General features: G+C 44.8%; 19 protein-coding genes and 1 tRNA gene. 6 read left to right on the plus strand and 14 right to left on the minus strand.

The genetic code is table 11. From position 1 onward, the window contains the following. From AB4512_RS07845 to fabB, 4 genes are all read right to left on the minus strand, one after another. A partial coding sequence (locus AB4512_RS07845) for a FimV/HubP family polar landmark protein (protein ID WP_372174722.1) occupies positions 1 to 2825 on the minus strand: 2825 nt, incomplete at its 3' end. A 207-nt stretch (positions 2826 to 3032) separates the two neighbouring features. Further along, positions 3033 to 4046, minus strand: a complete 1014-nt coding sequence (locus AB4512_RS07850) for an aspartate-semialdehyde dehydrogenase (protein ID WP_017062350.1) — start codon at positions 4044 to 4046, stop codon at positions 3033 to 3035. A gap of 12 nt (positions 4047 to 4058) precedes the next feature. After that, entirely contained in the window at positions 4059 to 5192 is a 1134-nt protein-coding gene (locus AB4512_RS07855; protein ID WP_017062351.1) for a 4-phosphoerythronate dehydrogenase, read from the minus strand. A gap of 483 nt (positions 5193 to 5675) precedes the next feature. Continuing rightward, positions 5676 to 6887, minus strand: coding sequence for a beta-ketoacyl-ACP synthase I (gene fabB / locus AB4512_RS07860; protein WP_017062353.1), 1212 nt, complete (start codon positions 6885 to 6887; stop codon positions 5676 to 5678). Positions 6888 to 6943: 56 nt separating this feature from the next. Between fabB and mnmC the strand changes: the two genes are divergently transcribed. Continuing rightward, the gene (gene mnmC, locus AB4512_RS07865) at positions 6944 to 9094 is read left to right on the plus strand and encodes a bifunctional tRNA (5-methylaminomethyl-2-thiouridine)(34)-methyltransferase MnmD/FAD-dependent 5-carboxymethylaminomethyl-2-thiouridine(34) oxidoreductase MnmC (protein WP_372174724.1); all 2151 of its coding nucleotides are present in this window, start codon (positions 6944 to 6946) and stop codon (positions 9092 to 9094) included. Positions 9095 to 9240: 146 nt separating this feature from the next. On the opposite strand, the gene AB4512_RS07870 is transcribed toward mnmC, so the two are convergent. The 3 genes from AB4512_RS07870 to AB4512_RS07880 all read right to left on the minus strand — a co-directional run bounded on the left by AB4512_RS07870 (position 9241) and on the right by AB4512_RS07880 (position 10742). Continuing rightward, positions 9241 to 9762 (minus strand): NADPH-dependent FMN reductase, encoded by a 522-nt coding sequence (locus AB4512_RS07870; protein ID WP_017062355.1) that lies wholly within the window; start codon positions 9760 to 9762, stop codon positions 9241 to 9243. A 176-nt stretch (positions 9763 to 9938) separates the two neighbouring features. Continuing rightward, positions 9939 to 10202, minus strand: coding sequence for a YfcL family protein (locus AB4512_RS07875; protein WP_017063425.1), 264 nt, complete (start codon positions 10200 to 10202; stop codon positions 9939 to 9941). Positions 10203 to 10211: 9 nt separating this feature from the next. Continuing rightward, positions 10212 to 10742 carry an elongation factor P hydroxylase gene (locus AB4512_RS07880; protein WP_372174726.1) on the minus strand — a complete coding sequence of 177 codons (531 nt, stop codon included), beginning with the start codon at positions 10740 to 10742 and terminating at the stop codon, positions 10212 to 10214. Between the two features lie 299 nt (positions 10743 to 11041). Between AB4512_RS07880 and AB4512_RS07885 the strand changes: the two genes are divergently transcribed. Further along, a complete protein-coding gene (locus tag AB4512_RS07885; protein WP_017062358.1) occupies positions 11042 to 11665 on the plus strand; it encodes a trimeric intracellular cation channel family protein in 624 nt (207 codons plus the stop codon). Between the two features lie 150 nt (positions 11666 to 11815). Here the strand turns inward: AB4512_RS07885 and aroC are convergent, their stop codons facing one another. Beyond that, complete coding sequence (gene aroC, locus AB4512_RS07890; protein ID WP_017062360.1) at positions 11816 to 12901, minus strand: chorismate synthase; 1086 nt, start codon at positions 12899 to 12901, stop codon at positions 11816 to 11818. Positions 12902 to 13170: 269 nt separating this feature from the next. After that, positions 13171 to 13247, minus strand: a tRNA-Arg gene (locus AB4512_RS07895). Between the two features lie 211 nt (positions 13248 to 13458). On the opposite strand from AB4512_RS07895, the gene folD reads away from it, so the two are divergent. Then, entirely contained in the window at positions 13459 to 14316 is an 858-nt protein-coding gene (gene folD / locus AB4512_RS07900) for a bifunctional methylenetetrahydrofolate dehydrogenase/methenyltetrahydrofolate cyclohydrolase FolD (protein ID WP_017062367.1), read from the plus strand. A 126-nt stretch (positions 14317 to 14442) separates the two neighbouring features. Here folD and AB4512_RS07905 read toward each other — a convergent pair whose 3' ends face one another. The 5 genes from AB4512_RS07905 to AB4512_RS07925 form a co-directional block, all read right to left on the minus strand. Further along, positions 14443 to 16257: a cation:proton antiporter gene (locus tag AB4512_RS07905; RefSeq protein ID WP_372110561.1), complete on the minus strand. Its 1815-nt coding sequence runs from the start codon at positions 16255 to 16257 to the stop codon at positions 14443 to 14445. 194 nt (positions 16258 to 16451) lie between these two features. Then, the gene (locus tag AB4512_RS07910) at positions 16452 to 17651 is read right to left on the minus strand and encodes a NupC/NupG family nucleoside CNT transporter (protein WP_017070735.1); all 1200 of its coding nucleotides are present in this window, start codon (positions 17649 to 17651) and stop codon (positions 16452 to 16454) included. A 205-nt stretch (positions 17652 to 17856) separates the two neighbouring features. Then, positions 17857 to 18777: a LysR substrate-binding domain-containing protein gene (locus AB4512_RS07915; protein ID WP_017067671.1), complete on the minus strand. Its 921-nt coding sequence runs from the start codon at positions 18775 to 18777 to the stop codon at positions 17857 to 17859. Between the two features lie 135 nt (positions 18778 to 18912). Further along, on the minus strand, positions 18913 to 19911 hold the full coding sequence (locus AB4512_RS07920; RefSeq protein ID WP_372104723.1) for a lytic transglycosylase domain-containing protein: 999 nt from the start codon (positions 19909 to 19911) through the stop codon (positions 18913 to 18915). 30 nt (positions 19912 to 19941) lie between these two features. Further along, the gene (locus tag AB4512_RS07925) at positions 19942 to 20232 is read right to left on the minus strand and encodes a YcgL domain-containing protein (protein ID WP_017062372.1); all 291 of its coding nucleotides are present in this window, start codon (positions 20230 to 20232) and stop codon (positions 19942 to 19944) included. A gap of 219 nt (positions 20233 to 20451) precedes the next feature. Here AB4512_RS07925 and minC point away from each other — a divergent pair, with 219 nt between their 5' ends. Genes minC through minE form a run of 3 tightly spaced genes read left to right on the plus strand, consistent with a single transcriptional unit; the run spans position 20452 to position 22218 of the window. Further along, the gene (minC, locus tag AB4512_RS07930; RefSeq protein ID WP_017063419.1) at positions 20452 to 21114 is read left to right on the plus strand and encodes a septum site-determining protein MinC; all 663 of its coding nucleotides are present in this window, start codon (positions 20452 to 20454) and stop codon (positions 21112 to 21114) included. A 21-nt stretch (positions 21115 to 21135) separates the two neighbouring features. Next, a complete protein-coding gene (gene minD / locus AB4512_RS07935) occupies positions 21136 to 21948 on the plus strand; it encodes a septum site-determining protein MinD (RefSeq protein ID WP_009848498.1) in 813 nt (270 codons plus the stop codon). A gap of 6 nt (positions 21949 to 21954) precedes the next feature. Then, a complete protein-coding gene (minE, locus tag AB4512_RS07940) occupies positions 21955 to 22218 on the plus strand; it encodes a cell division topological specificity factor MinE (RefSeq protein ID WP_010436847.1) in 264 nt (87 codons plus the stop codon). Positions 22219 to 22287 lie beyond the last annotated feature (69 nt).

The raw sequence follows: 22287 nt of genomic DNA on the forward strand, positions 1-22287 counted from the left end.
TCAAAATCTGGTTTGTCAAAATCTGGTTTGTCAAAATCAGAATTCTCAGATAACAGCGAGTCGATATCCAGTTCATCATCTTCAACCGATGATGCGGTTTCTTGCGCTGATACTTCGTCGCTGTCTAAAAGAGACGCTTGCTCTGGTTCAACCATATTTTCAATTGATGGTTCAACAGGCTCTTCTATTGCTGGCAACAAATCATTGTCATCAGAAGTCATTAACTCATCAATCAACGCTTCGTCTGTTGTTTCTAGCGAGTCATCAAGCAAAGCATCCGTTGCCGGTGCGACACCGAACAAATCATCGATAAAACCATCACGATTAAAGGCTTCATCATTTTCTGGCTTAATGTCAGAACTTTCTTGAGTCATTTCAGAATCTAACGATTCATCAGTAACGACTTCAGGTTGTGGTGTTTCACTAATGTCCGGATCTTGCTCAGGCTCACCTTCAGAGGTTAACGGAGTAAGCTCAACGTCTGAGTCCTTTTCAGGCTCCTCATTGGCGTTGTCCAAATCAAAGGCTGCGTCTAACTCTTTATCAAACGTCTTATCTTCAGATTCAAGCTCGTCTTCAATGCCACTTGTCAGTAAGTCATCAAATGGGTCTAGAGATTCTGATTTTGATGCATCCGCTAAAAGCTCATCATCTGACAATTCACTATCAAGGAAATCATCCAATAAGTCGGTACTTTCGGCGTCGAGTTCGAAATCATCGTCGTCAGAGTCACCTATTAATTCATCCAAGGTTTCCGTGCTGTCTTCTGCGATGTTGAGGTCATCATCGGTCGATAAACCAGAAAGCTCTTCAAGCTCAGACAGAGAATCAAAGCCAAGAGGTTCGCTTTCAGACTCATCATCCGAATCGTCCCCTAGCATCTCATCAAGAAGGTCTGTCGAGTTACTTAGGTCTACGTCATCGCCTGCCAGTTGCTCATCAAGCAGATCAACGCTGTCTTGAGGTTCTTCATTTACGATGGGCTTATCGAACTGAGACAGAATGTTTTCGATATCATCATCAGACGCCAAACCACTGTTTAGGTTAGTGGCAATCTCATCGTCGCTATCGAGGTTGAAAGGGTCATTCGCTTGATCGTTCTGAGCAGCAACTTGGGCAAAGATGTCATCAATATCATCATTCGCTGTCGGTGAAGCTGGCTCAGGGGACTGTTGTTCAGAGATTAGAGCATCAATATCAAAATCGTCATTGCTCAAATCAACAGGCTTAGTCTCACTTTGTTGCTCAGAGATAAGCGCATCGATGTCAAAATCATCGCTTGCTGGTGTTTCAGTGCTAGAAGGCGAATCACTTTGCTCTTCCGAAATCAGAGCATCAATATCGAAGCTGTCGTCATCTTCGTCATCAAGAGCAAACAGATCATCTAATAAAGATTGGTCTAGCTCGTTGGAACCGAGATCTTCAGTTTCAGACTCTTGAGATAGTAAAGCTTCAATGTCATCAGCAGACATTGCGTTATCATCAGAAAGATCAAAGTCGACATCATCAGTATCGACGGCGCTTTCCGCTGTTTTGTCTAGCGCACGTTCCATCTCTTCAAGGCCAAGCGCTTTCTCTTCGCCATTAACACTAATGCCGTTGCTGCTGTCTAAATCTAGATCGTCGAAGTTGGTGTCTAAATCACCGTTTTCGCCAATGCTAGCAAATGGGTCATCGTCTTCACCATCTAGATTGAAATCGAGATCAGATTCATCTAAACCAGCAAAGACATCATCCTCTTCGGCTAGCGCTTGATCGTCAAACAGCTTGTTGGCGTCATCTTCCGTACCAAACAAGTCATCATCTAAAGACAGCTCGTTAAGGTCGTCCATCTCGTCGCCCAATGTAATAGGTGCAACGGTACTTGGTTCTGGCTGGAGCGGTTGTTCTTGAGTCGTCTGCTGTTGCTCATCATTTTTAGAACGACGGCCTAACAGCATCACAACGATCAAACCAATGAGCAGACCTGGAATAATCGCAAGAGCCGCCACTAACCAACCATTCGATAACAGTTCGTCAATGACACTTGGTGCCATCTTTTCAATTTCGGCGTTCTTTCTGCGCTCTTCATCAAGCAGCTTTTCCACTTCGCTACGAATGCGGTCTTCATCACTGAGCTCTGTTTTTAGCTCATCCACTTCCGATTGAACATTCGATAACATCAAACGAAGTTGGTGATTTTTCTCTTCAAGTGACAGCAGTTCAGTTTCTGAAAGCTCTAGCTGCTTCTCTAACTTGTTCATCTCTTGGGTTGGTGCAGATTGAGCTAGAGATGATTGAGTTGGAGACAATGGCTTTTTAGCAGTTTCAGTAGTGCTTACTTGCTTAGCAGGAGTAACATTTTTTGCATCAGAACTCGGCGCTTTGGGTTTTGAAGCGACAGGCTTACTTGCAGGAGCATCAAGCTTAGCAAGATGTGAGTTCATGATGTTGATAGCTTGCTGCGTCGAGCTTGCACGTGCTTGCTCTAAAGAAGGCACGCGTAGATTGCTCGCAGGCAGCAGGCTATGGATATTCTGGTTTTCAAACGCTTGTGGGTTTAAGCGATAAATAGCCAACAGAGTTTGTTGGACTGAAACGGAGTTATCAGGGCGTAACTTTGAGGCAATAGACCACAATGTATCTGAGCCGCGAGTTGGACCATAGAAACGTGAAGGCTCAGCGCTATTTGATTGCGCTCTTTGAAGTGGTTCTGAAAACGTAGGCGCTGATTGTATCTGGCCATTAGGCCCTACAACTCGAATGGAATCTGCACGAACAACGGAAATCTGAGTCGCAATGATAAAGGCAAAAGGCATTAACCACGGCTTGAAAATTTGAAACATAAAAGGCTCAGCTAGGTGCTTAAATTCGGAAAAGTGATGATCTATTAAATATATCGGATAAATGACGTAAAACTATAGAGATGAAAACAAAAAATGTGTTCCAGCAACAATATTCGCAGCAATTTCACACAATTTGACTAACAATATTTTTAATCGATTAAAAAAGCCCCACTAAAGAGTGAGGCTTTTTTATCAAAGCAATAAAGCTTAGAAGTAATCGCGAATCAGAACTTCAGCGATTTGAACTGCGTTTGTTGCTGCGCCTTTACGAACGTTATCAGCGACAACCCACATGTTTACGCCACTGTGATGGCTGATGTCGTTACGAATACGACCAACCATTACGTGGTCTTTACCACCTGCATCACGAACTTGAGTTGGGAAGTCTAGCGCTTGGAATACTTCAACACCTTCTGTGTTCTCTAGAAGCTGAACCACTTGCTCTGCACCGATTGGTGCGCGAGTTTCAATGTGTAGAGATTCTGCGTGACCGTAAAATACTGGTACGCGGACACAAGTCGGGTTCACTGTGATTGAAGAGTCAGCAAAGATTTTTTGAGTTTCCCAAACCATCTTCATCTCTTCACGCGTGTAGCCATTCTCTGTAAATTCATCGATTTGAGGAATACAGTTGAAAGCGATTTGTTGTGAGAACGCTGAGTTTTCAGCTGGCATACCGTTAAGAAGCTTAGCCGTTTGACCCGCTAGCTCATCGATACCTGGCTTACCTGCACCAGACACAGATTGGTAAGTTGAAACGTTAATACGCTCAAGGCCCACTTCATCGTGAATTGGTTTTAGCGCTACTACCATTTGGATAGTCGAGCAGTTAGGGTTCGCGATGATGTTACGGTTACGGAACTCAGCAATCGCTTCAGGGTTCACTTCAGGCACAACCAGAGGAACATCGTATTCGTAACGGAAGCGTGATGTGTTATCGATGACAACCACACCTTCATCAGCCGCAATTGGAGCCCAACGCTCTGAAAGCTCGCTACCTGCAGAGAAAAACGCAATATGTACTTGAGACCAATCGAAGTCTTCTACGTTTTGTACTTGTATTGTTTTGCCGTTAAAACGGGAAGTTTTGCCTTCACTACGTTCACTTGCTAGTAAGTGCATTTCACCGACAGGGAATTTACGCTCTTTAAGTACTTCAAGAATGGTTTCACCAACCGCACCAGTCGCACCTAAAATAGCGATATTAAATTCTTGGCTCATTGTTTCTCTCTTTTATAAAGTTGGCTTTACCATAAAACCGAGTTTAGATAACGGCGTTAAATTACAAGATTCGTCGCCCGTTAACTCGACTGCACTGTACTCTCTGCGGTCCCAATATTCTTTACGCATCTTGTCAAAAGAACCCGGCGTAACGATATTGCGACGGAATAAGGCGTCGTCTTTGCGCACATCATAGATCAACTGAGTCAAATTGTGCAGTGTTGCTTCATCCCAAGCTCTATCTAATTTCATTTGAGGTACAGGCGCTGTCGGCAATAAGTCGCTTGCATACGCACGCTGTTCAGTACCTAAAAATTCACAATAACTGTTGAAGATCATCGTGGTACCACGCGCTTTACCTTCTAAACCGTAGCCCGCTACGTGAGGCGTTGCAAAAGCGAGTAACGGAAGAAGCTCAAAGTCGACTTCAGGTTCAAACTCAAACACATCAAGCACTGCAGTGAAACCATCGGCTTTTTGCAGGCGAGCTTTTAGCGCTTGGTTATCAACCACAGGACCGCGAGCTGCATTAATCAGGATTTGATCAGCACGTAAGTTGTTCAGCACTTGCTCACTGATCAAGTGATGCGTTGGATACTCACCCGTCTTAGTAATTGGCGTGTGTAATGTAATAACGTCTGATTGTTCAAGCAAAGTCTCTAACTCAGTAAATTCGCGAGTATCACCCTCTTGCTGTTTTAGAGGGTCGTTCAGCAGAACTTTGATACCAATACCTTCAAGGCACTTCGCTAAGTAACTGCCCACTTGACCACAGCCGATAATACCAACCGTTTTATCAAAAACAGAAAAGCCTTGTTGCTGCGCAAGCACCATCATCGCACTGAACGCGTACTCAGCAACACCCACCTTGTTACAACCAGGTGCCGCAGTAAAGAAAATGCCACGCTCTTTCATCAACTCTTGGTCAACGTGATCCATGCCAGCCGTCGCAGTACCAACAAACTTCAGCTTATTGGCTTTGCTGATCAATGACTCGTTTACCTTGGTAACAGAGCGAATCATCAATGCGTCTACGTCAACTAGGTCGTCAGCTGTTAATGTGCGACCAGACTTCATTGTCACTTCCCCTAGCTGGCTAAAAAGCGCTTCAGCGTAAGGCATATTTTCGTCGATTAAGATTTTCATTTGGCGAGTACTTTTGTTGGGGTCTATCGACCTAAATGTGAATTGAAATGATTGTGCAAAATTCCACACACGGTGTCGAGTAGCAATTGGAATACATTATAAATAAAGGGCTGAATCACTGAGTCTGCACAAACAACAGGCATAAGATTCCATACCCAAATCTCAAACGGCTAAAACGAAAAATGCCCGATTGAATAAACAATCGGGCAAACATCCAGAACAAAAGGATCCTATCTCGCTCTCCAGGAGACAGAGTCTTGCGTCTGTTCAACCAGTACTAACCAAAGTCAGTACTGGTCAAGCTCTGGAAACCTTTCAATCTCTAAACCCAGATTTAAAAACTATGTTCAAAAAACACGTTTACCAACCTGCGTCTAAAAACTTTGTTCTGATGGTCATTATTACTGGGTGACCTGTGCGTGTTGAATCGGCACTAGCGCAACCCTTTAACGATTAACCTTGTCTCTGTAACTCAAGCTTAAGTTAAGCTTGGTACTTTTTGATTACTAGCGTTGCGTTCGTACCGCCGAAACCAAAACTGTTAGACATAACTGTAGTTAGCTCTTGATCACGAGCTTCAGTTACGATGTCTAGGCCAGCAGCAGCTTCGTCTAGGTTCGAAACGTTAATGCTTGGAGCGATAAAGCCGTTATCTAGCATTAGCGTTGAGTAAATAGCTTCGTGTACGCCAGCAGCACCTAGAGCGTGACCTGTCATCGCTTTAGTTGCAGAAATTGCTGGGCTGTTGCCACCAAATACTTCTTGGATAGCGCCTAGCTCTTTAACGTCGCCAACTGGAGTTGAAGTACCGTGAGTGTTCACGTAATCAACGCCATCAACGTTTTGCATCGCCATCTTCATACAACGAACCGCACCTTCACCAGAAGGAGCAACCATGTCGTAGCCATCTGAAGTTGCGCCGTAGCCTACGATTTCACCGTAGATTTTTGCGCCACGAGCAACAGCGTGCTCAAGCTCTTCGATAACTAACATGCCGCCGCCACCAGAGATAACGAAACCATCACGGTCTGCATCGTAGGTACGAGAAGCCAGCTCTGGCGTGTCGTTGTACTTAGTAGAAAGTGCGCCCATTGCGTCGAACATCATAGTCAGAGACCAATCCAGTTCTTCACCGCCACCAGCGAATACAACGTCTTGCTTACCAAGTTGGATAAGCTCCATTGCGTGACCAATACAGTGTGCAGATGTCGCACATGCAGAGCTCATAGAGTAGTTCACACCACGGATTTTGAAAGGAGTTGCTAGACAAGCAGAAACCGTAGAAGCCATTGTACGTGGAACCATGTATGGACCAACGCGCTTCACGCCTTTCTCACGGATGATGTCTACCGCGTTTACTTGGTTTAGAGATGAAGCACCACCTGAACCCGCAACGATACCCGTGCGGTCATTAGATACTTGATCTTCAGTTAAGCCAGAATCAGCAATTGCTTGCTCCATTGAAAGATAAGCGAATGCCGCTGCATCACCCATAAAGCGCATTTTTTTGCGATCGATATGGTCAGCAGGGTTCATTTTTAGGTTACCCCATACTTGAGAGCGCAAGCCATTTTCCTTGAACTGCTCTGAAGCGGTAATACCAGATTTACCCTCTTTCAGTGATGCTAAAACTTCTTCGACGTTGTTACCGATACTTGAAACAATACCCATACCGGTGATTACGACTCGTTTCATGTGACATTCCTATAATTCTAAATTCAGCTAGATGATAACTAAGAAGCCTAACAAAAGTGGTCAGCTTTCCTAGAAATTCGTACAATCCCTACCAACATATCGCTTCAAATCACAAAATGATAGATTTTATGACTTCAATTACTAATGCAGAACTGGAATGGAATGAGTCTGGCACGCCAGTTTCAGACCAATTTGACGACGTTTACTTCTCCAATGTTAACGGTTTAGAAGAAACTCGCTACGTCTTTTTAAAGCAAAACCACCTTCCAGAGCGTTGGCTTGAACATGAACAACGCCGCTTTGTGATTGCTGAAACCGGCTTTGGCACAGGTTTGAACTTTCTTGCAGTTTGGCAATGGTTCGATGCTTTTCTTAAAGATAACCCACAAGCGATGACCAAAGAGTTACATTTCATCAGTTTTGAAAAATATCCTTTAAATAAAGAGGATCTCATCAAAGCACACCAATCGTGGCCAGAATTAGCCGAGTATGCGACGCAACTCCAAGAACACTACCCTATTGCTCTACCTGAATGTCACCGCATTGTGCTGGGCGACGGTGCAATCACGCTTGATTTGTGGTTTGGCGATATTAAAGATTGCATGCCCAACGTACCAACCCCGCGTGAAGGTTTGGTTGATGCTTGGTTCTTAGACGGTTTTGCTCCGAGCAAGAACCCAGAGATGTGGAATCAAAACCTATTCAACGGCATGGCTAAGCTCGCTAAGCAAGATTGTAGCTGCGCCACCTTCACCGCTGCTGGCTTTGTTCGCCGTGGCTTAATTGAAGCTGGCTTTGAAATGAAAAAGGTCAAAGGCTTTGGTACTAAGCGAGAAATGATCGCCGGCCGACTTGGCGAAAAGCACGCTCACACCAACATCAAACCTTGGTATGGCCTCGCTCAACACACTGAATCCCAAGACATTGCGATCATTGGTGGTGGTGTCGCCAGTGCTGCATTAGCCAAAACGCTAAGCCGTCGTGGTAAAAACATCACCCTTTATTGTGAACATCCACAAGCTGCGGGCAATGCCTCAGGTAACAACCAAGGTGCGATTTACCCGCTATTAGGCGAAGCGACCTCGAACGTGTCTCGCGTGTTTGGCCCGGGATTACTGTTTGCTCGTCAATTTATTAATCAAGCGGCTCAGTCTATTCAATTTGATCACAGCTGGTGTGGCGTGAACATCTTGATGTGGGATCAAGGCTCCACTAAAAAGCTCAACCGCATGTTGGAAGGCAACTTCCACACCGACCTGATTCAGCGTTTATCGCCAGAGCAAGCCAACGAAAAGATTGGCTTACCCGTCGATAAAGAGAGTGTTTACTTTCCGCTGGGTGGTTGGTTAAGCCCTCTTCAACTGACTCAAGGCTTGATTGGCAAGCTAGAAGAGAGCAACCAAGTGAGCGCACACTATCAACATCAAGTAACGCAACTTGAGTGGCTCGAAGCTGAAAAACAATGGTTACTGACGATTGAGGCACCTCAAGGTGAGATTCAAACTAAGCACGACCAAGTAGTTGTCGCAAACGGACACAAGTTCACTCAGTTTGAACAAACTCAGCCAGTACCACTGACTCCGGTTAAAGGCCAAGTGAGCCATATTCCGACCACGGAAAATCTCAGCCAGCTAAAAACCGTGTTGTGCTTTGATGGCTATTTGACGCCACAGAACCCCAACAATGGTCATCACTGTATTGGTGCGAACTACGACAAAACCAATATCGACCAAGAATTTGATATTGAGGTTCAGCAGCACAATGGCGAGCGCCTACATGGGTCACTACCAGACCAAGCATGGACAAAAGATGTCGATACCAGTGACAACTTAGCGCGCCAAGGTATCCGAAGCGTAAGCCGTGACCACCTTCCGTTTGTCGGAAACGTTGGTGACTTTGAAGCCATTAAGGAGCAGTACCAAGATCTCCACAACTTCAACCCGCAGCGTGACTCGGTTGAGGATGTAGAAACGGTAACAAGCTTCCCTAACCTTTATTGCTTTATCGGACTGGGTTCACGTGGTTTGAGCTCTGCACCATTATTGGCTGAAGTATTAGCATCACAGATCTGTGGCGATCCGCTGCCCTTGCCTGTTGATGTGCTTGAGGCGATTCACCCAAGTCGAATGTGGGTACGCAGACTGCGTAAAGGTAAGGCATTAACGGCTGGATGGGTTGCTGACAAGCATTCTAAATCAAAGCCGTAGTTTCTAGTTCAGCTATTTTGAACATCTGAAATTTTTGAATATCTGAAACTAATAAGTTAAAAGCTAAAAAGCCCGAGCGACATTGTGTCGCTCGGGCTTTTTGTTATTCGTGTTGCTCTAAACTGATGTTCTAAACGAAGCTGTATTTACAGCTTAGCAACCGCGTCTTTAATCTGTAGAACGATCTCTTCGTTGCTGATAGAACCAGATTCAAAGTCGAAGTTATCGTAGAAGCTTGGTACTGAAACTGACGCTTGCACGTTGCCACCGAAGTAAGGTGCAGAACCTGTCGCTGCGCCCAGTACTGTTTGCGCCCCACCAGGGCCAGGAGAAGTCGCTAGGTAAACCGCCGGCTTCTCGCCAAACACTGAACGCTCAATACGTGTCGCCCAGTCAAATAGGTTTTTATACGCTGCTGGGTAGTGACCATTGTGTTCTGCGAACGAAATAACAAACGCATCAGCTTCAGCTAGGTCGCGTAGGAATGCTTGAGCACCTTCCGCTTGGCCAATCTCTTTTTCAGTGTCTTCACTGAACATAGGAACATTGTAATCGTTGATGTCTAGGACTTTTACTTCAGCACCTTCAATCAAGTTTGCTGCGTAAGTTGCTAGTGTTTTGTTGATTGAGGTAGAACTTGTGCTTGCGCCAAATGCGATAACTTTCATGATGTGACCTTTCTGTAATTCCGTTAAGTGGGATTAGAATAACGTAGTAAGAAAATGTAACCATCACAAGAAATGAACGGACTCATTCAAAAATTTCGAACGAGTCTCAAATAAACCAGTTCGCTCAGCAAAATGGGAAAGGAAGGGACTGAGCGGATAGTATTAATACATCGAGATTAAGCTTGGTTTTGTAGCTCAACCCAAAGGTCATTAACGATAGTGCGGTCTGCTGGTGTTAGTTCAGAGCGAGCGTCGTCTAGGCTCTGTTCAATACGAGCTTTTACTTCAGCCACATCTTCAATGCCTTCTTCTTCACATGAAGCCACTGAAAGAGAAATATGACCACGTAAGTAACCACCAGCAAACAGTTCATCGTCTGATGCGTTTTCAATGCGAGCATCAATTACTTCAAGTAGTTTTTCTTCAAATTCGATAATCATAATATTCTCTTATTTCACAATAAATTGGCTAGCACATAAAGGTTCTACATCGTAGAAGCTGCGTAATGCTTCAGAGAGCATTTTCACGCGAGGCGGAAAGCCTACTTCAAAGATACCCATAACTTCGCTATGTACTTTATTCATAAAGGCCAAACGATCTGGCTCAAAATCGCCGTGTAGATTGTCACAGCTGACATTAAAAGGAAAGCCTGCGCTCATCGCAATGATCCATTCATACGCTTGTGGGCGAATTTCTACTTTTTCAAACTCAGCTTGAACCGACTCAGTTCGGCCATCAGGCTCATACCAGTAACCAAAATCTTCCAATAAACGACGCTCAGGACCAGCCACACACCAGTGTGCTATCTCGTGAAGTGCTGACGCGTAAAAGCCGCGAGCAAATACGATACGGTGATGAGAAACCTCCCCATCGGCTGGCAGGTAAATAGGCTCGTCCGCTCCCAGTTCTAGCTTGGTATTAAAGCTCTCGAAAAAGGTTTGATTGAAAATGTCGATGATATCTGGGTATTGGTGCGTCATAAGATCAAATTTAAATAAAAAGAACTGGGGCATTTTGCGTTTTTTTAAGCGCTCGGTAAAGCCCTATCACTGGCAATGACATTAGGTTCATCATAATACTTTACGATGACAATCGATTGCTGATCCCAGATTACACCATTTTGAGGTGAATGATTAGTTTAGCTAATCTGAAATGCCTATTCACGGTACAAATATTCATTCGTCAATCAGCGTTTTTACTACTACACTCGCGCTTCATTTTTATATCCCTATGGCCTATAAGACTCCAATTTATAGACCTATATTATAGAGCTACAGCAATGCTACTAAGTGTTTTGTATATCATTGGCATCACGGCAGAAGCCATGACCGGCGCTCTCAGTGCTGGCAAACAAAAAATGGATTGGTTTGGTGTAATGTTGGTTGCGAGTGCAACGGCAATTGGCGGCGGTACAGTACGCGATATCTTACTTGGCCATTACCCTTTAGGTTGGGTTGAAAACCCTCAGTATCTGGCCATCACCTGTATAGCAGGTGTTATTACAACCGGGTTGGCGAAATGGGTTATCAAGCTAAAAGGTTTGTTTATTCGCTTGGATGCCTTAGGCCTAATCGTATTCAGTATCATTGGTACCAAAGTAGCGATGACCATGGGTCTGCACCCGATGATTTGCATGGTATCGGCATTAGTGACAGGTGTCTTTGGTGGTTTGTTACGTGACCTTATCTGTCGTCAAACACCATTGGTGTTACATGAAGAGCTGTATGCCTCTGTCGCACTTGTCGCTTCAGGTTTGTACCTAGGTTTGCTTGAGCTTGGCATCAACGACGTCACGGCGACAATTGTGACGCTTGTAGTTGGTTACTTGCTGCGCATGGCGGCTGTAAGATTCAAATGGAGTTTGCCTTCGTTCCAGCTTGATCCTGAAAGTTCAGTGCATTAATGGATTAAGAGCCTTAAGCTGCTAGCTGTCTTTAATGACGATAGTCGCTAACCGGACGAATAATCCTGCTAATGTGAAAAAGGGTTACTTCATTACGAAGCAACCCTTTTTTGTTTCTACCAATTCTATTCTAAATAAAAAGAAGCAGAATTAGATTTGTGGTGTTTCAGTTGTCACACCAAAGTTTTGACCACGATGACGTAGCAAGTGGTCAAGCAGCACGATAGCCAGCATTGCTTCTGCAATAGGTACCGCACGGATGCCAACACATGGATCGTGACGACCTTTCGTGATTAGCTGCGTTGCTTCACCATCTTTCGTGATTGTGTCACCAGGTACAGTGATGCTTGATGTTGGTTTAAGCGCAATGCTTGCCACAATATCTTGACCAGTAGAGATACCACCTAAGATACCGCCAGCATGATTGCTGCTGAAACCTTCTGGAGTTAATGGGTCACGGTGTTCACTACCGCGTTGATTAACAACATCGAAGCCATCACCAATCTCAACACCTTTCACAGCGTTAATGCTCATTAGAGCGTGCGCGATGTCAGCATCTAGACGATCAAAGATTGGCTCACCAAGGCCTACTGGCACTTTAGTCGCAACCACTTGAATCTTCGCACCGATCGAGTTGCCTTCTTTTAGCAAGTCACGAATCAGTTGATCAAATTCTGGTACTTTGTCGGCATCTGGACAGAAGAAAGCGTTGTTTTCAATCTCGTTCCAATCCACTTTATCAATTGAGATATCACCCATTTGAGAAAGGTAAGCTTGGATTTCAACACCAAATTCTTGTTTTAGGTATTTCTTCGCAATTGCACCTGCAGCAACACGCATTGCAGTTTCACGAGCTGAAGAACGACCACCACCTCGGTAATCACGCACACCGTACTTTTGATGGTACGTATAGTCAGCGTGGCCAGGGCGGAACTTGTCTTTAATTTCGGAATAGTCTTTAGAGCGTTGGTCTGTATTTTCAATCAATAGACCAATAGAAGTACCCGTAGTTTGGCCTTCAAATACACCTGATAAGATTTTCACTTCATCCGCTTCACGACGAGCCGTTGTATAGCGAGAAGTACCAGGGCGACGACGATCCAAATCTCTTTGAAGGTCTGCTTCGGTAATTTCTAATCCTGGTGGGCACCCATCTACGATACATCCTAGTGCGATACCGTGACTTTCTCCGAACGTGGTCACGCGGAAATGTTGTCCGATACTGTTTCCTGCCATTACTTCCTCTAAATCAGCTATTGAGCAGAAGGTTTGATTCCTAAACCGACTGGCTAATAGCTTTACTTGTCTATTCTTCGTGAATTCATAGTGGCTTTATTACCAAATGATGTAAACCCCAAAAAACGAACAATTTTAACTTTCTATTACATAAGCCGAATGAAACGAATAACAGAAGAAAATGAGTCGCGCTTGAAAAGAAGTGTTTTATGATGTGTAAAATGCAAAAAACCCGACAACTCGGAGAGTTATCGGGTTTCTTTAAATAATGGCACGCCCTGAAGGATTCGAACCTTCGACCACCTCCTTAGAAGGGAGGTGCTCTATCCAGCTGAGCTAAGGGCGCGCTACAGGAACGAATTATACGAATTCGAATCAGTAAAGCAACGGCTTTATGTAACATTCTGATCTAAGTGGGTAAAAAAAGGCCAACAAACATATAAGTGTTGGAAAATAGACCAAAGCAAACGTTTGCTTGATGGTAATCAAAAAGATTTTCTGGAATAATGCGCCAAAAACATCAGCCACTAACTTGAATATCAATACTAAGGAAATTCATGACTGCTCAAAATATTGATGGAAAGCTAATTTCTCAAACGGTTCGCTCCGAAGTTGCTGCACGTGTAAAAGCTCGTACTGAAGCTGGATTACGCGCTCCGGGCCTAGCGGTTGTTTTAGTGGGTGAAGACCCTGCTTCTCAGGTTTACGTTGGAAGTAAGCGTAAAGCGTGTGAAGAAGTTGGCTTTGTATCTAAATCTTACGACTTGCCAGCCACTGCGACAGAAGACGAATTGTTAACACTGGTAGACCAACTGAACGACGATCCAGAGATCGACGGTATTCTTGTTCAACTGCCTCTACCAGCAGGCATTGATAGCACTCACGTCCTTGAGCGTATCACGCCAGAAAAAGACGTTGATGGCTTCCACCCTTACAATGTCGGCCGTTTGGCTCAGCGCATGCCTAAGCTTCGCTCTTGTACGCCAAAAGGCATCATCACGCTGCTTGACCGTTACAACATCGACTTACGTGGTAAACACGCGGTTGTGGTTGGCGCATCAAACATTGTAGGTCGCCCAATGACGCTAGAACTTCTTCTAGCAGGTTGTACGACGACAACATGTCACCGCTTCACCAAAGACCTTGAAGGTCACGTGCGTCAAGCAGACGTGGTTGTAGTTGCCGTTGGTAAACCTAACTTCATTCCTGGCGCTTGGATTAAGAAAGGCGCTGTTGTGGTCGATGTTGGTATCAACCGTTTAGAATCTGGCAAACTAGTGGGCGACGTTGAATACGACGTAGCGAAAGAAAGCGCAAGCTTCATCACACCTGTGCCGGGTGGTGTTGGCCCAATGACGGTTGCGAGCCTAATCGAGAACACCATGATCGCTTGCGAGCAATTTCACTCGAAGTAGTCCGCAGCGCATATAAATAAAATTAGAAAGCCGCAACGTGATGAACGTTGCGGCTTTTTTGATGCTTTGGTACTTAGCTATTCGTTTTTACAACGGGGTGACTCGCTTTTGATGAAGTGCTCGTTGCTACTTATCTGGAGTCTCGACTTTTTCCGTCTGTTCAGAAGGCGGTAATAAACTAATAAGCTCACACTCCGTTGATATGAGTTTTTCCAACTCAGATCCTTGTGTAATTAAACGGAAATCACCGCCATTAATCACCCCAAGAGGAATGGCTTTAGGATACAAAGCGTTAAACTCTTTTAAATCAAATGCCTCGGTCAAACCTGTACTTTTAATTTGGCTACCCTGAGCCATCAACGAGTTAAGCTTAGAATAGGTGATCCCTTCCGAAAACAGACTTCTATTGCCATCGCGGCTCACTTGGTGCCTTTCATGTTTATTCTCTGAGGATTCAAGCTCAAACACCTTATTCTCACCAAACTCGTCTTGATAGTGCATGCTAACTAACGGGTTGGTTTGACGATAAGGCGACACGATCATCGCACGCCCTATTCCATCCAATTCCAGATTATTTTCAGCGTGGCTCGAAGCTGGGTTACCAAAATAAACATTCAAGTTTTCCATGCGCGCTAAGCGAATGCTTTCCCAGTTGGTATCGGCAAGCACACTGTTGATGTTGTGTGTCGCCAACACTTTGGCAAACTGGCGTGAAAACTGAGTCGCACCAAAGAAGATAACGCCTTGCGCTTTCTCTTGAGTGACCCCTAGCCTTCTCGCCCACCAACTCGCGGTAAGGCTCTGAATCACAACCGTACCGATGATGACCAAGAACACCATTGGCACCAGTAAATCTGCGCCTTCAATTAATTGCTTCTCTTGAAGTTTGATTGCAAACAGAGAAGAAACCGCGGCTGCAACGATCCCGCGCGGTGCCATCCAGCTCAAAAACCATTTATCCGCAGAGGTAAGATCCGTGCCGATCCCGCTGATCCACACACTCAAAGGACGCGCCACCAGCATCACTACCGCTAACAAGCCAACCCCACCCCAACCTATCGAGAGGAAGGTTCCGGAGTCGAGCCTGCTCGCTAACAGAATAAACAACGCAGAAATAAGTAACACGGTCAGGGTTTCTTTGAATTCGATGATGTCTTCGATATCCAAGCCCTTCACGTTGGCAAGCCAGATCCCCATGATGGTCACGGTTAATAAACCCGATTCTTCACTCAGATCATTAGAAAACGAGAACGCCGCCAACATTAGCGTCAGCACAGCCACATTACGTAAATAGTGCGGTACCCAATGCCCTTGCAGCATCTTGGCAATCAAATGGCCACCGATGATCCCTAAGCCTAAACCTATGACTAACGTCAGGCCCAGAGCTGACAGAACGTGTCCGGTAGGGTCGGCAGAAGAAACAATGTACTCGTAGACGAGAACCGCAAACAGAGCGCCAATCGGATCAATTACTATCCCTTCCCATCGCAAAATGCTGCCAAGAGAAGCTTTGGGCTGAATACTACGCAGCATAGGCACAATCACTGTCGGGCCCGTCACCACTACCAAGGCTCCGAATAGCGCCGCTAATGGCCAATTAAAGTTAACAAAGTAATAAGCACCGACCACGATACACGCCCATGTAATCAGCATGCCGACACTCACTAGATGAGTCACCATGCGACCATGGCCTCTGATCTCCTTGAAATTAAGCGTCAATGCGCCTTCAAACAGAATGATGGCAACACCTAATGAAATCAGCGGAAATAGCACTTCGCCAAAAATGGCATCTGGGTTAAGGACATTTAAACCGGGGCCCAATAGCAGGCCGACAATGAGAAGAGGGAGAATAGCGGGAAGACGTAAACGCCAGCCCAGAAGCTGACAGGCTAAAGACAAGAGTCCAATTAGCGCCAAAGAAGAAGTAATCGACAAATCCATTTATGCCCCTAAATAATTTGTGCCACACCCTGTGATACAAACCTATTTGCTAAAACAAGAAAGCCTACGTCATTAAACTATAGGCTCTCTTTTTCGTGCTGACCGAATATTATTGTGATTAATCAGTCACTTTACTATAGGGGAAATAAAGTGACTGACTCATCCACTCGGTGCTTAATGATTAAACTAGGTACTTACAGTGAAAGTACCACGCCAGCAATCGCGGCACTCATTAGGTTAGCAAACACACCTGCACAAATCGCTTTAAAGCCGTATTGTGAGATGAAAGAGCGACGCTCTGGTACCAAGCTACCTAAGCCACCGATAAGAATCGCCATGGTAGAGATGTTAGCAAAGCCACATAGAGCGAAAGTTACGATCGCTTGCGAGTGCTCACTTAGCGCCTCTTTAGCATCCATTAGTTGGATGAAAGCCACGAACTCGTTCACGACAATCTTGTTACCGATCAATGAGCCCGCAACCACAGCCTCAGACCACGGCACACCGATCAGCCATGCAACGGGTGCGAACACATAACCTAGTAGAAGTTCGAAGCTTAGGTTTACGCCAAACCAACCACCAACAATACCTAGCAAGCCATTCAGCATTGCAATCACACTGATAAAGGCAAGTAGTGTCGCCCCCACCGCAACGGCAATACGAAGTCCAGACATAGCCCCATCTGCCATTGCCTCAACTACGTTTGTTGCTCGTGGAATTTCAACGTCAGACTCAATATTTTCTTGAGCGTCATCTGCGCTACCTGGTACTAAGATCTTAGCCATCAATAGGCCAGCAGGTGCAGACATAAATGCAGCTGCGATCAGGTAATTTAGATCAACGCCAAGCGATGCGTAACCCACTAGCGTACCACCAGCGACAGAAGCCAAACCACACACCATCACAGCAAACAGTTGTGAATCCGTCATGTGCTTCAAGTAAGGCTTAACCACCAATGGAGCTTCAATCATGCCAACGAAAATGTTTGCAGTCGCAGACAGTGACTCCGCACGACCTGTGCCCAAAAACTTTTGTAGTGCGCCACCGATAAGGTTGATCACCTTTGGCATAAAGCCGATGTGGTACAAACCAGAGATCAGTGCAGAGAAAAAGATAATGATGCCTAGAACGTTAATCGCGAAAACAAATCCGTTATTCGTTAGGCCACCAAATAGGAAGTTAATCCCCTCTTGACCGTAGTTGATCAAGCTAGATACCGCACCTGTGGCTGCATTCAACGCTTCTTTACCCATTGGTACATACAGAACCAACAGCGCGAATGAGATTTGTAATAAGAAAGCCAAAGAGACTGTTCTTAGTGGAATATTTTTTCTGTCCGTAGATAGTAACCAAGCGGCAACTAAAATAGTGATAATTCCAAGTAGCGAAGCCATGTGCGTCAACCTAAAAGTTGTAGGTAGGAAAGGCGACGCATTCTATAGAGGAAATCGTTTGCGGCAAGCTGAGGTTGTTAATGTGATGTTGGGGTAATCACGATTTAACTATGAGTATAATTAAGTTATTGAATTTTAATAATTAACTTTGATTAAAAAGCGTACTTTTTCCATATGGAAATTATATTTATAGATTAGGAAACAGTTAGCGATGCAGTTCAACGCAAGTTTTGAGGTTTTTGTCCCAATACGTCGGCGACCCGATATGATCTTTAATGAACTCAATCACTGCCGAAAGCTTCTTCGGCATATTCTTTCGGCTCGGGTAAACGGCATAGAATGGCATTAATTGACTCGCTCTCCATTCCGGCAAAACTTGGATTAATTTGCCCGTTCTAAACTCTTCTTTTACTAAGTAAGTTGCTAAGTAAGCCACACCCCACCCTGATACGGCTGCGTCTCGCACGGCCTCAGCTAGATCCACCGAGTAATCACCCGCTACTTTAACGCTAAGGTTCTCTTGGCCATTATCAAATGCCCACGAGGTGTAATCTCGTTCACGGCTGCGATAGATAAGACAGTTATGGTCAATCAGATCAGAAGGCACATGTGGCGTCCCGGCCTTAATCAAATAGTCCGGTGATGCAGCCACCACAAACTGGCTGTCAGCCAATCGCTGAGCAATATAACCTTCTGGCAGATCTTCGTTGTTGGTGATCCATAGGTCCAGTCGCTCTTCAATCATATCCACCTTGTAGTCAAACAAGTGAACCTCGATTCTCAGCTGAGGATAAAGTTGTCTGAGCTGATCAATCGCAGGAATGATATGTAAAGTGCCAAATGACTGTGACAACCCAACACGCAATATTCCAGAGATGTCATCACGCTGGCTGTCCATATCCATTTGAGCGGCTTTTACCGTGTTAAACAGTTGCTCACAGTGCTGATAGAACACTTCCCCTGCTTCGGTCAGCGTTAAGCTACGTGTGGTGCGTTGTACCAACTTGATACCAATAGAGTCTTCAAGCAAAGCAACTTGCTTACTAATGTGAGACACCGAAACGTTCAAGCTTTTTGCAGCACTGGTAAAGCCTTCGTGCTTGATCAGCGCATGGAATATCACCATCTGTGCAGCTCTATCTGTTAGCACAAGATCACCTTATTAAATCTCTGAAATATAAAATCAAAAAGGACTCCGAAGAGTCCTTTAGTTCGTTCTGCCTATGGTAGGCCAAATGCTATTCAAAGCGACTTAGGTCTGTTAATCAAACTTAATTCTGTCGGCTAGATGGCTTACTGCCAAAGCAAAGTAGTAAGAACGATTCCACTTCATTAACACATTGTAGTTGTTATAAATGAGGTACGAACGTCCGGTTTCATCATCCGGCATGATTAACCAAGCTTTAATGTCTTCATCAAGTGTTGGCAGTGGGCGCTCGTCATAGCGTTTAATACCGAGTTCAGACCACTCTTTTAAGTATTTCGCTTTGTCTTCGTCTCGACCTTGTAAATCGATCGACACAGTTGACGGAACATGAACCTGACGACCCCAAGTATATTTGTCATCCCACCCTGATTGGCTGAGATAATTGGCCGCCGAAGCAAATACGTCTTCTTCAGTGCCCCAAATGTCTTTCTTGCCATCACCACTGCCATCAGCGGCGTAAGCTAAGAATGAGCTTGGCATAAACTGAGGTTGACCCATCGCACCAGCCCAAGAGCCTTTCATCTCTTTTGGTGCAATATGGCCTTGATCAAGAATCTTCAATGCCGCCATCGCTTCGCTACGGAAGAAAGCTTCTCGGCGTCCTTCATAAGCCATGGTCGTTAGGGCGTCGATAACGCTGTAATTGCCCGTGAACTTACCAAAATTACTCTCAACGCCCCATAGCGCGACAATGAATCTTGGTTGAACACCATATTCATCACCAATACGCTTTAACGCGGTGTAATGCTCCTTGTAGAGTGACCTTGCTTGCTTCACTTTCCAATCTGGAACCGCTCGTGGAATGTATTCATCCAGAGTCAGTTTTTTCTCAGGTTGGTTTTTGTCGGCTTTTACCGCTCTTGGCTTAAACGTTACACCATCAAAGGCTTCATCAATGATCGCTTCAGAGATGCCTTCTTCACGGCCTTGTTGTTTTAGTTTTTCTACATATTGCTCGAAGCTCAGTTCTTCAGCTTGTACTGAACTTATGGTCAGGCTATTACCCAATAGTAATGCCGACACAGCCAATATGGTTTTCGAAAATTTACTCAACGATCACTCCTCCTTGAATTGAGGTGGCTATCACTCTTCGTCTTGAGATTTCTGTTGAGCTTTACGCTCTTTATGAAGCTCAAGTTCGTTAACTGGTGGTGGCGGAACCTGTAAAAAGAAACCATCGGTATTCAGTGATTCTTTCACTTTTTCGATGTTTACTTGAGCCAGTTTACGGCCATCCATTTTAATTACCATTACAAAACTAGGTTTACCAAACATTTGCATCAATGCGTCAGGAACTTGTGAAAAATCATCCTTCTTAGGGATATAAAGGTATGTTCCTTCTTTCTTTGAGCTTTTATATATAGAACACAGCATGACAAACCTTTTAATTGATTATGACTACAAAACTCTCACTTGCGAGATCAATAGTTTATGTTAGGGAAATATTGGGAACAAAACGTCCATTTGACAACAAGATTACTTGCTGTGCTTGGTTTGGGAATATAACATGATAAACCTAGTTTCAGGCAATGCCCTTTATTTTATTGATAAAGAAATTGTACTAATCCGCTATTGAGGTCCTGTAGTTTTTCGATGTCTAGTAACCCAGATCTAAAAGGTAGCAGCTTTACGCTATCTGTTTTGCACTTATCCGATGATCAAGTCGAAAATGCAGTCTCTTTTCTTCAAGAGAAAGTAGACCAAGCACCTACGTTTTTCGCTGCCGCACCTGTTGTTATCAACATCAGTAAAGTCGCGGGCGATATCGATTTTGTGCAACTTAAAAATGGTATATCTCAAGCGGGCATGATCCCGGTTGGTGTGGCAGGCTGTTCTGATAAGCGAATGCAAAACCTCGCTAAAGAAGCCGGTTTTGCAGTGATGACGGCAAGCAAGTCGCCATCTCAAGCTCCAGCGAAAATGGCACCAATCAAGGTGATTAGAACCCCTATTCGTTCTGGTCAGCAGGTTTATGCGAAAGATGGCGATCTATTGATACTCAGCCATGTGAGTGCAGGCGCGGAAGTGATTGCCGATGGCAGCATCCATATTCATGGCACTTTACGCGGCCGTGCGATTGCAGGTGCAAGTGGTCAAACTGAAGCAAAAATAATTTGTAATGACTTACAAGCCGAGCTGGTTTCCATTGCTGGAAATTACTGGCTCAGCGATCAAATTGAAAGCGAGTACTGGCAGAAGAAAACCATGTTCAGTATGGCAAACGATGTATTACACGTTGATGTCCTCGCAATATAAGAGAAATAAAAGGAAAACAGAATGGCACGCATTATCGTTGTAACGTCAGGTAAAGGCGGGGTAGGCAAAACGACCTCCAGTGCAGCTATTGCCTCGGGTCTGGCTTTAAAAGGAAAGAAAACCGCAGTTATCGACTTTGATATCGGTCTGCGTAACCTAGATTTAATCATGGGTTGTGAGCGTCGTGTTGTGTACGACTTCGTTAATGTTATCAATGGTGAAGCGACGCTGAACCAAGCGATGATCAAAGACAAGCGCACAGAGAACCTGTTCATTCTTCCTGCTTCTCAAACTCGTGATAAAGACGCACTAACAAAAGATGGTGTTCGTCGTGTATTTGATGAACTGGATGAAATGGGCTTTGATTTCATCATCTGTGATTCTCCTGCGGGTATCGAACAAGGCGCTCTTATGGCGTTGTACTTCGCTGATGAAGCGATTGTAACCACCAACCCAGAAGTCTCTTCAGTACGCGATTCAGACCGTATTCTAGGTATTCTTGACTCTAAATCTCGTCGTTCTGAAGACGGCTTAGAGCCAGTGAAAACACACCTTCTATTGACTCGCTACAACCCAGCACGTGTAACTCAAGGTGAGATGCTCAGTGTTGAAGACGTTGAAGAAATCCTGCACATCTCTCTACTGGGTGTAATTCCAGAGAGCCAAGCGGTACTGAACGCATCGAACAAGGGTGTTCCAGTTATCTTTGACGAAGCAACCGACGCAGGTATGGCTTACAATGATACTGTAGAGCGACTACTGGGTAGCCAAGTTGACTTCCGCTTCTTAACGGAACAGAAGAAAGGCATCTTCAAACGACTGTTCGGGGGCTAATGCACAATGTCATTATTAGAGTTTTTTAGACCACAGAAAAAGACAACCGCAAACCTAGCCAAAGAACGTTTGCAGATCATTGTTGCCGAACGACGCAGCCATGACGACCCAGCGCCGTCTTACCTGCCGCAACTAAAAGAAGACATCTTGAAGTGTATTGCCAAGTACGTTGAGGTCGATCCATCAATGGTTGATCTGACTTTTGAACACAAAGATGACGACATCTCAGTGTTAGAGTTGAATGTTAAGCTTCCAGAAGAAGATCGATAATCTTTCTGAACAAGATTGGCAGGTAATACACTTGCTTGTATTGATTGAATAAAAAAGAGAGCCTAGGCT

Origin of the sequence: Vibrio sp. 10N.222.52.B7 (assembly GCF_041474275.1) — a bacterium.
GTDB lineage: Bacteria > Pseudomonadota > Gammaproteobacteria > Enterobacterales > Vibrionaceae > Vibrio > Vibrio crassostreae_C.

What these genes read in the sequence shown, in the direction of transcription:
- AB4512_RS07885 (WP_017062358.1), top strand. Translation starts at nt 11,042, where the DNA reads ATGCTACTAAGTGTTTTGTATATCATTGGCATCACGGCAGAAGCCATG.
- AB4512_RS07910 (WP_017070735.1), bottom strand. Translation starts at nt 17,651, where the DNA reads ATGGCTTCGCTACTTGGAATTATCACTATTTTAGTTGCCGCTTGGTTA.
- folD (WP_017062367.1), top strand. Translation starts at nt 13,459, where the DNA reads ATGACTGCTCAAAATATTGATGGAAAGCTAATTTCTCAAACGGTTCGC.
- AB4512_RS07875 (WP_017063425.1), bottom strand. Translation starts at nt 10,202, where the DNA reads ATGATTATCGAATTTGAAGAAAAACTACTTGAAGTAATTGATGCTCGC.
- AB4512_RS07905 (WP_372110561.1), bottom strand. Translation starts at nt 16,257, where the DNA reads ATGGATTTGTCGATTACTTCTTCTTTGGCGCTAATTGGACTCTTGTCT.
- aroC (WP_017062360.1), bottom strand. Translation starts at nt 12,901, where the DNA reads ATGGCAGGAAACAGTATCGGACAACATTTCCGCGTGACCACGTTCGGA.
- AB4512_RS07850 (WP_017062350.1), bottom strand. Translation starts at nt 4,046, where the DNA reads ATGAGCCAAGAATTTAATATCGCTATTTTAGGTGCGACTGGTGCGGTT.
- minE (WP_010436847.1), top strand. Translation starts at nt 21,955, where the DNA reads ATGTCATTATTAGAGTTTTTTAGACCACAGAAAAAGACAACCGCAAAC.
- fabB (WP_017062353.1), bottom strand. Translation starts at nt 6,887, where the DNA reads ATGAAACGAGTCGTAATCACCGGTATGGGTATTGTTTCAAGTATCGGT.
- minC (WP_017063419.1), top strand. Translation starts at nt 20,452, where the DNA reads ATGTCTAGTAACCCAGATCTAAAAGGTAGCAGCTTTACGCTATCTGTT.
- AB4512_RS07855 (WP_017062351.1), bottom strand. Translation starts at nt 5,192, where the DNA reads ATGAAAATCTTAATCGACGAAAATATGCCTTACGCTGAAGCGCTTTTT.
- AB4512_RS07880 (WP_372174726.1), bottom strand. Translation starts at nt 10,742, where the DNA reads ATGACGCACCAATACCCAGATATCATCGACATTTTCAATCAAACCTTT.
- AB4512_RS07925 (WP_017062372.1), bottom strand. Translation starts at nt 20,232, where the DNA reads ATGCTGTGTTCTATATATAAAAGCTCAAAGAAAGAAGGAACATACCTT.
- AB4512_RS07915 (WP_017067671.1), bottom strand. Translation starts at nt 18,777, where the DNA reads ATGGTGATATTCCATGCGCTGATCAAGCACGAAGGCTTTACCAGTGCT.
- minD (WP_009848498.1), top strand. Translation starts at nt 21,136, where the DNA reads ATGGCACGCATTATCGTTGTAACGTCAGGTAAAGGCGGGGTAGGCAAA.
- AB4512_RS07870 (WP_017062355.1), bottom strand. Translation starts at nt 9,762, where the DNA reads ATGAAAGTTATCGCATTTGGCGCAAGCACAAGTTCTACCTCAATCAAC.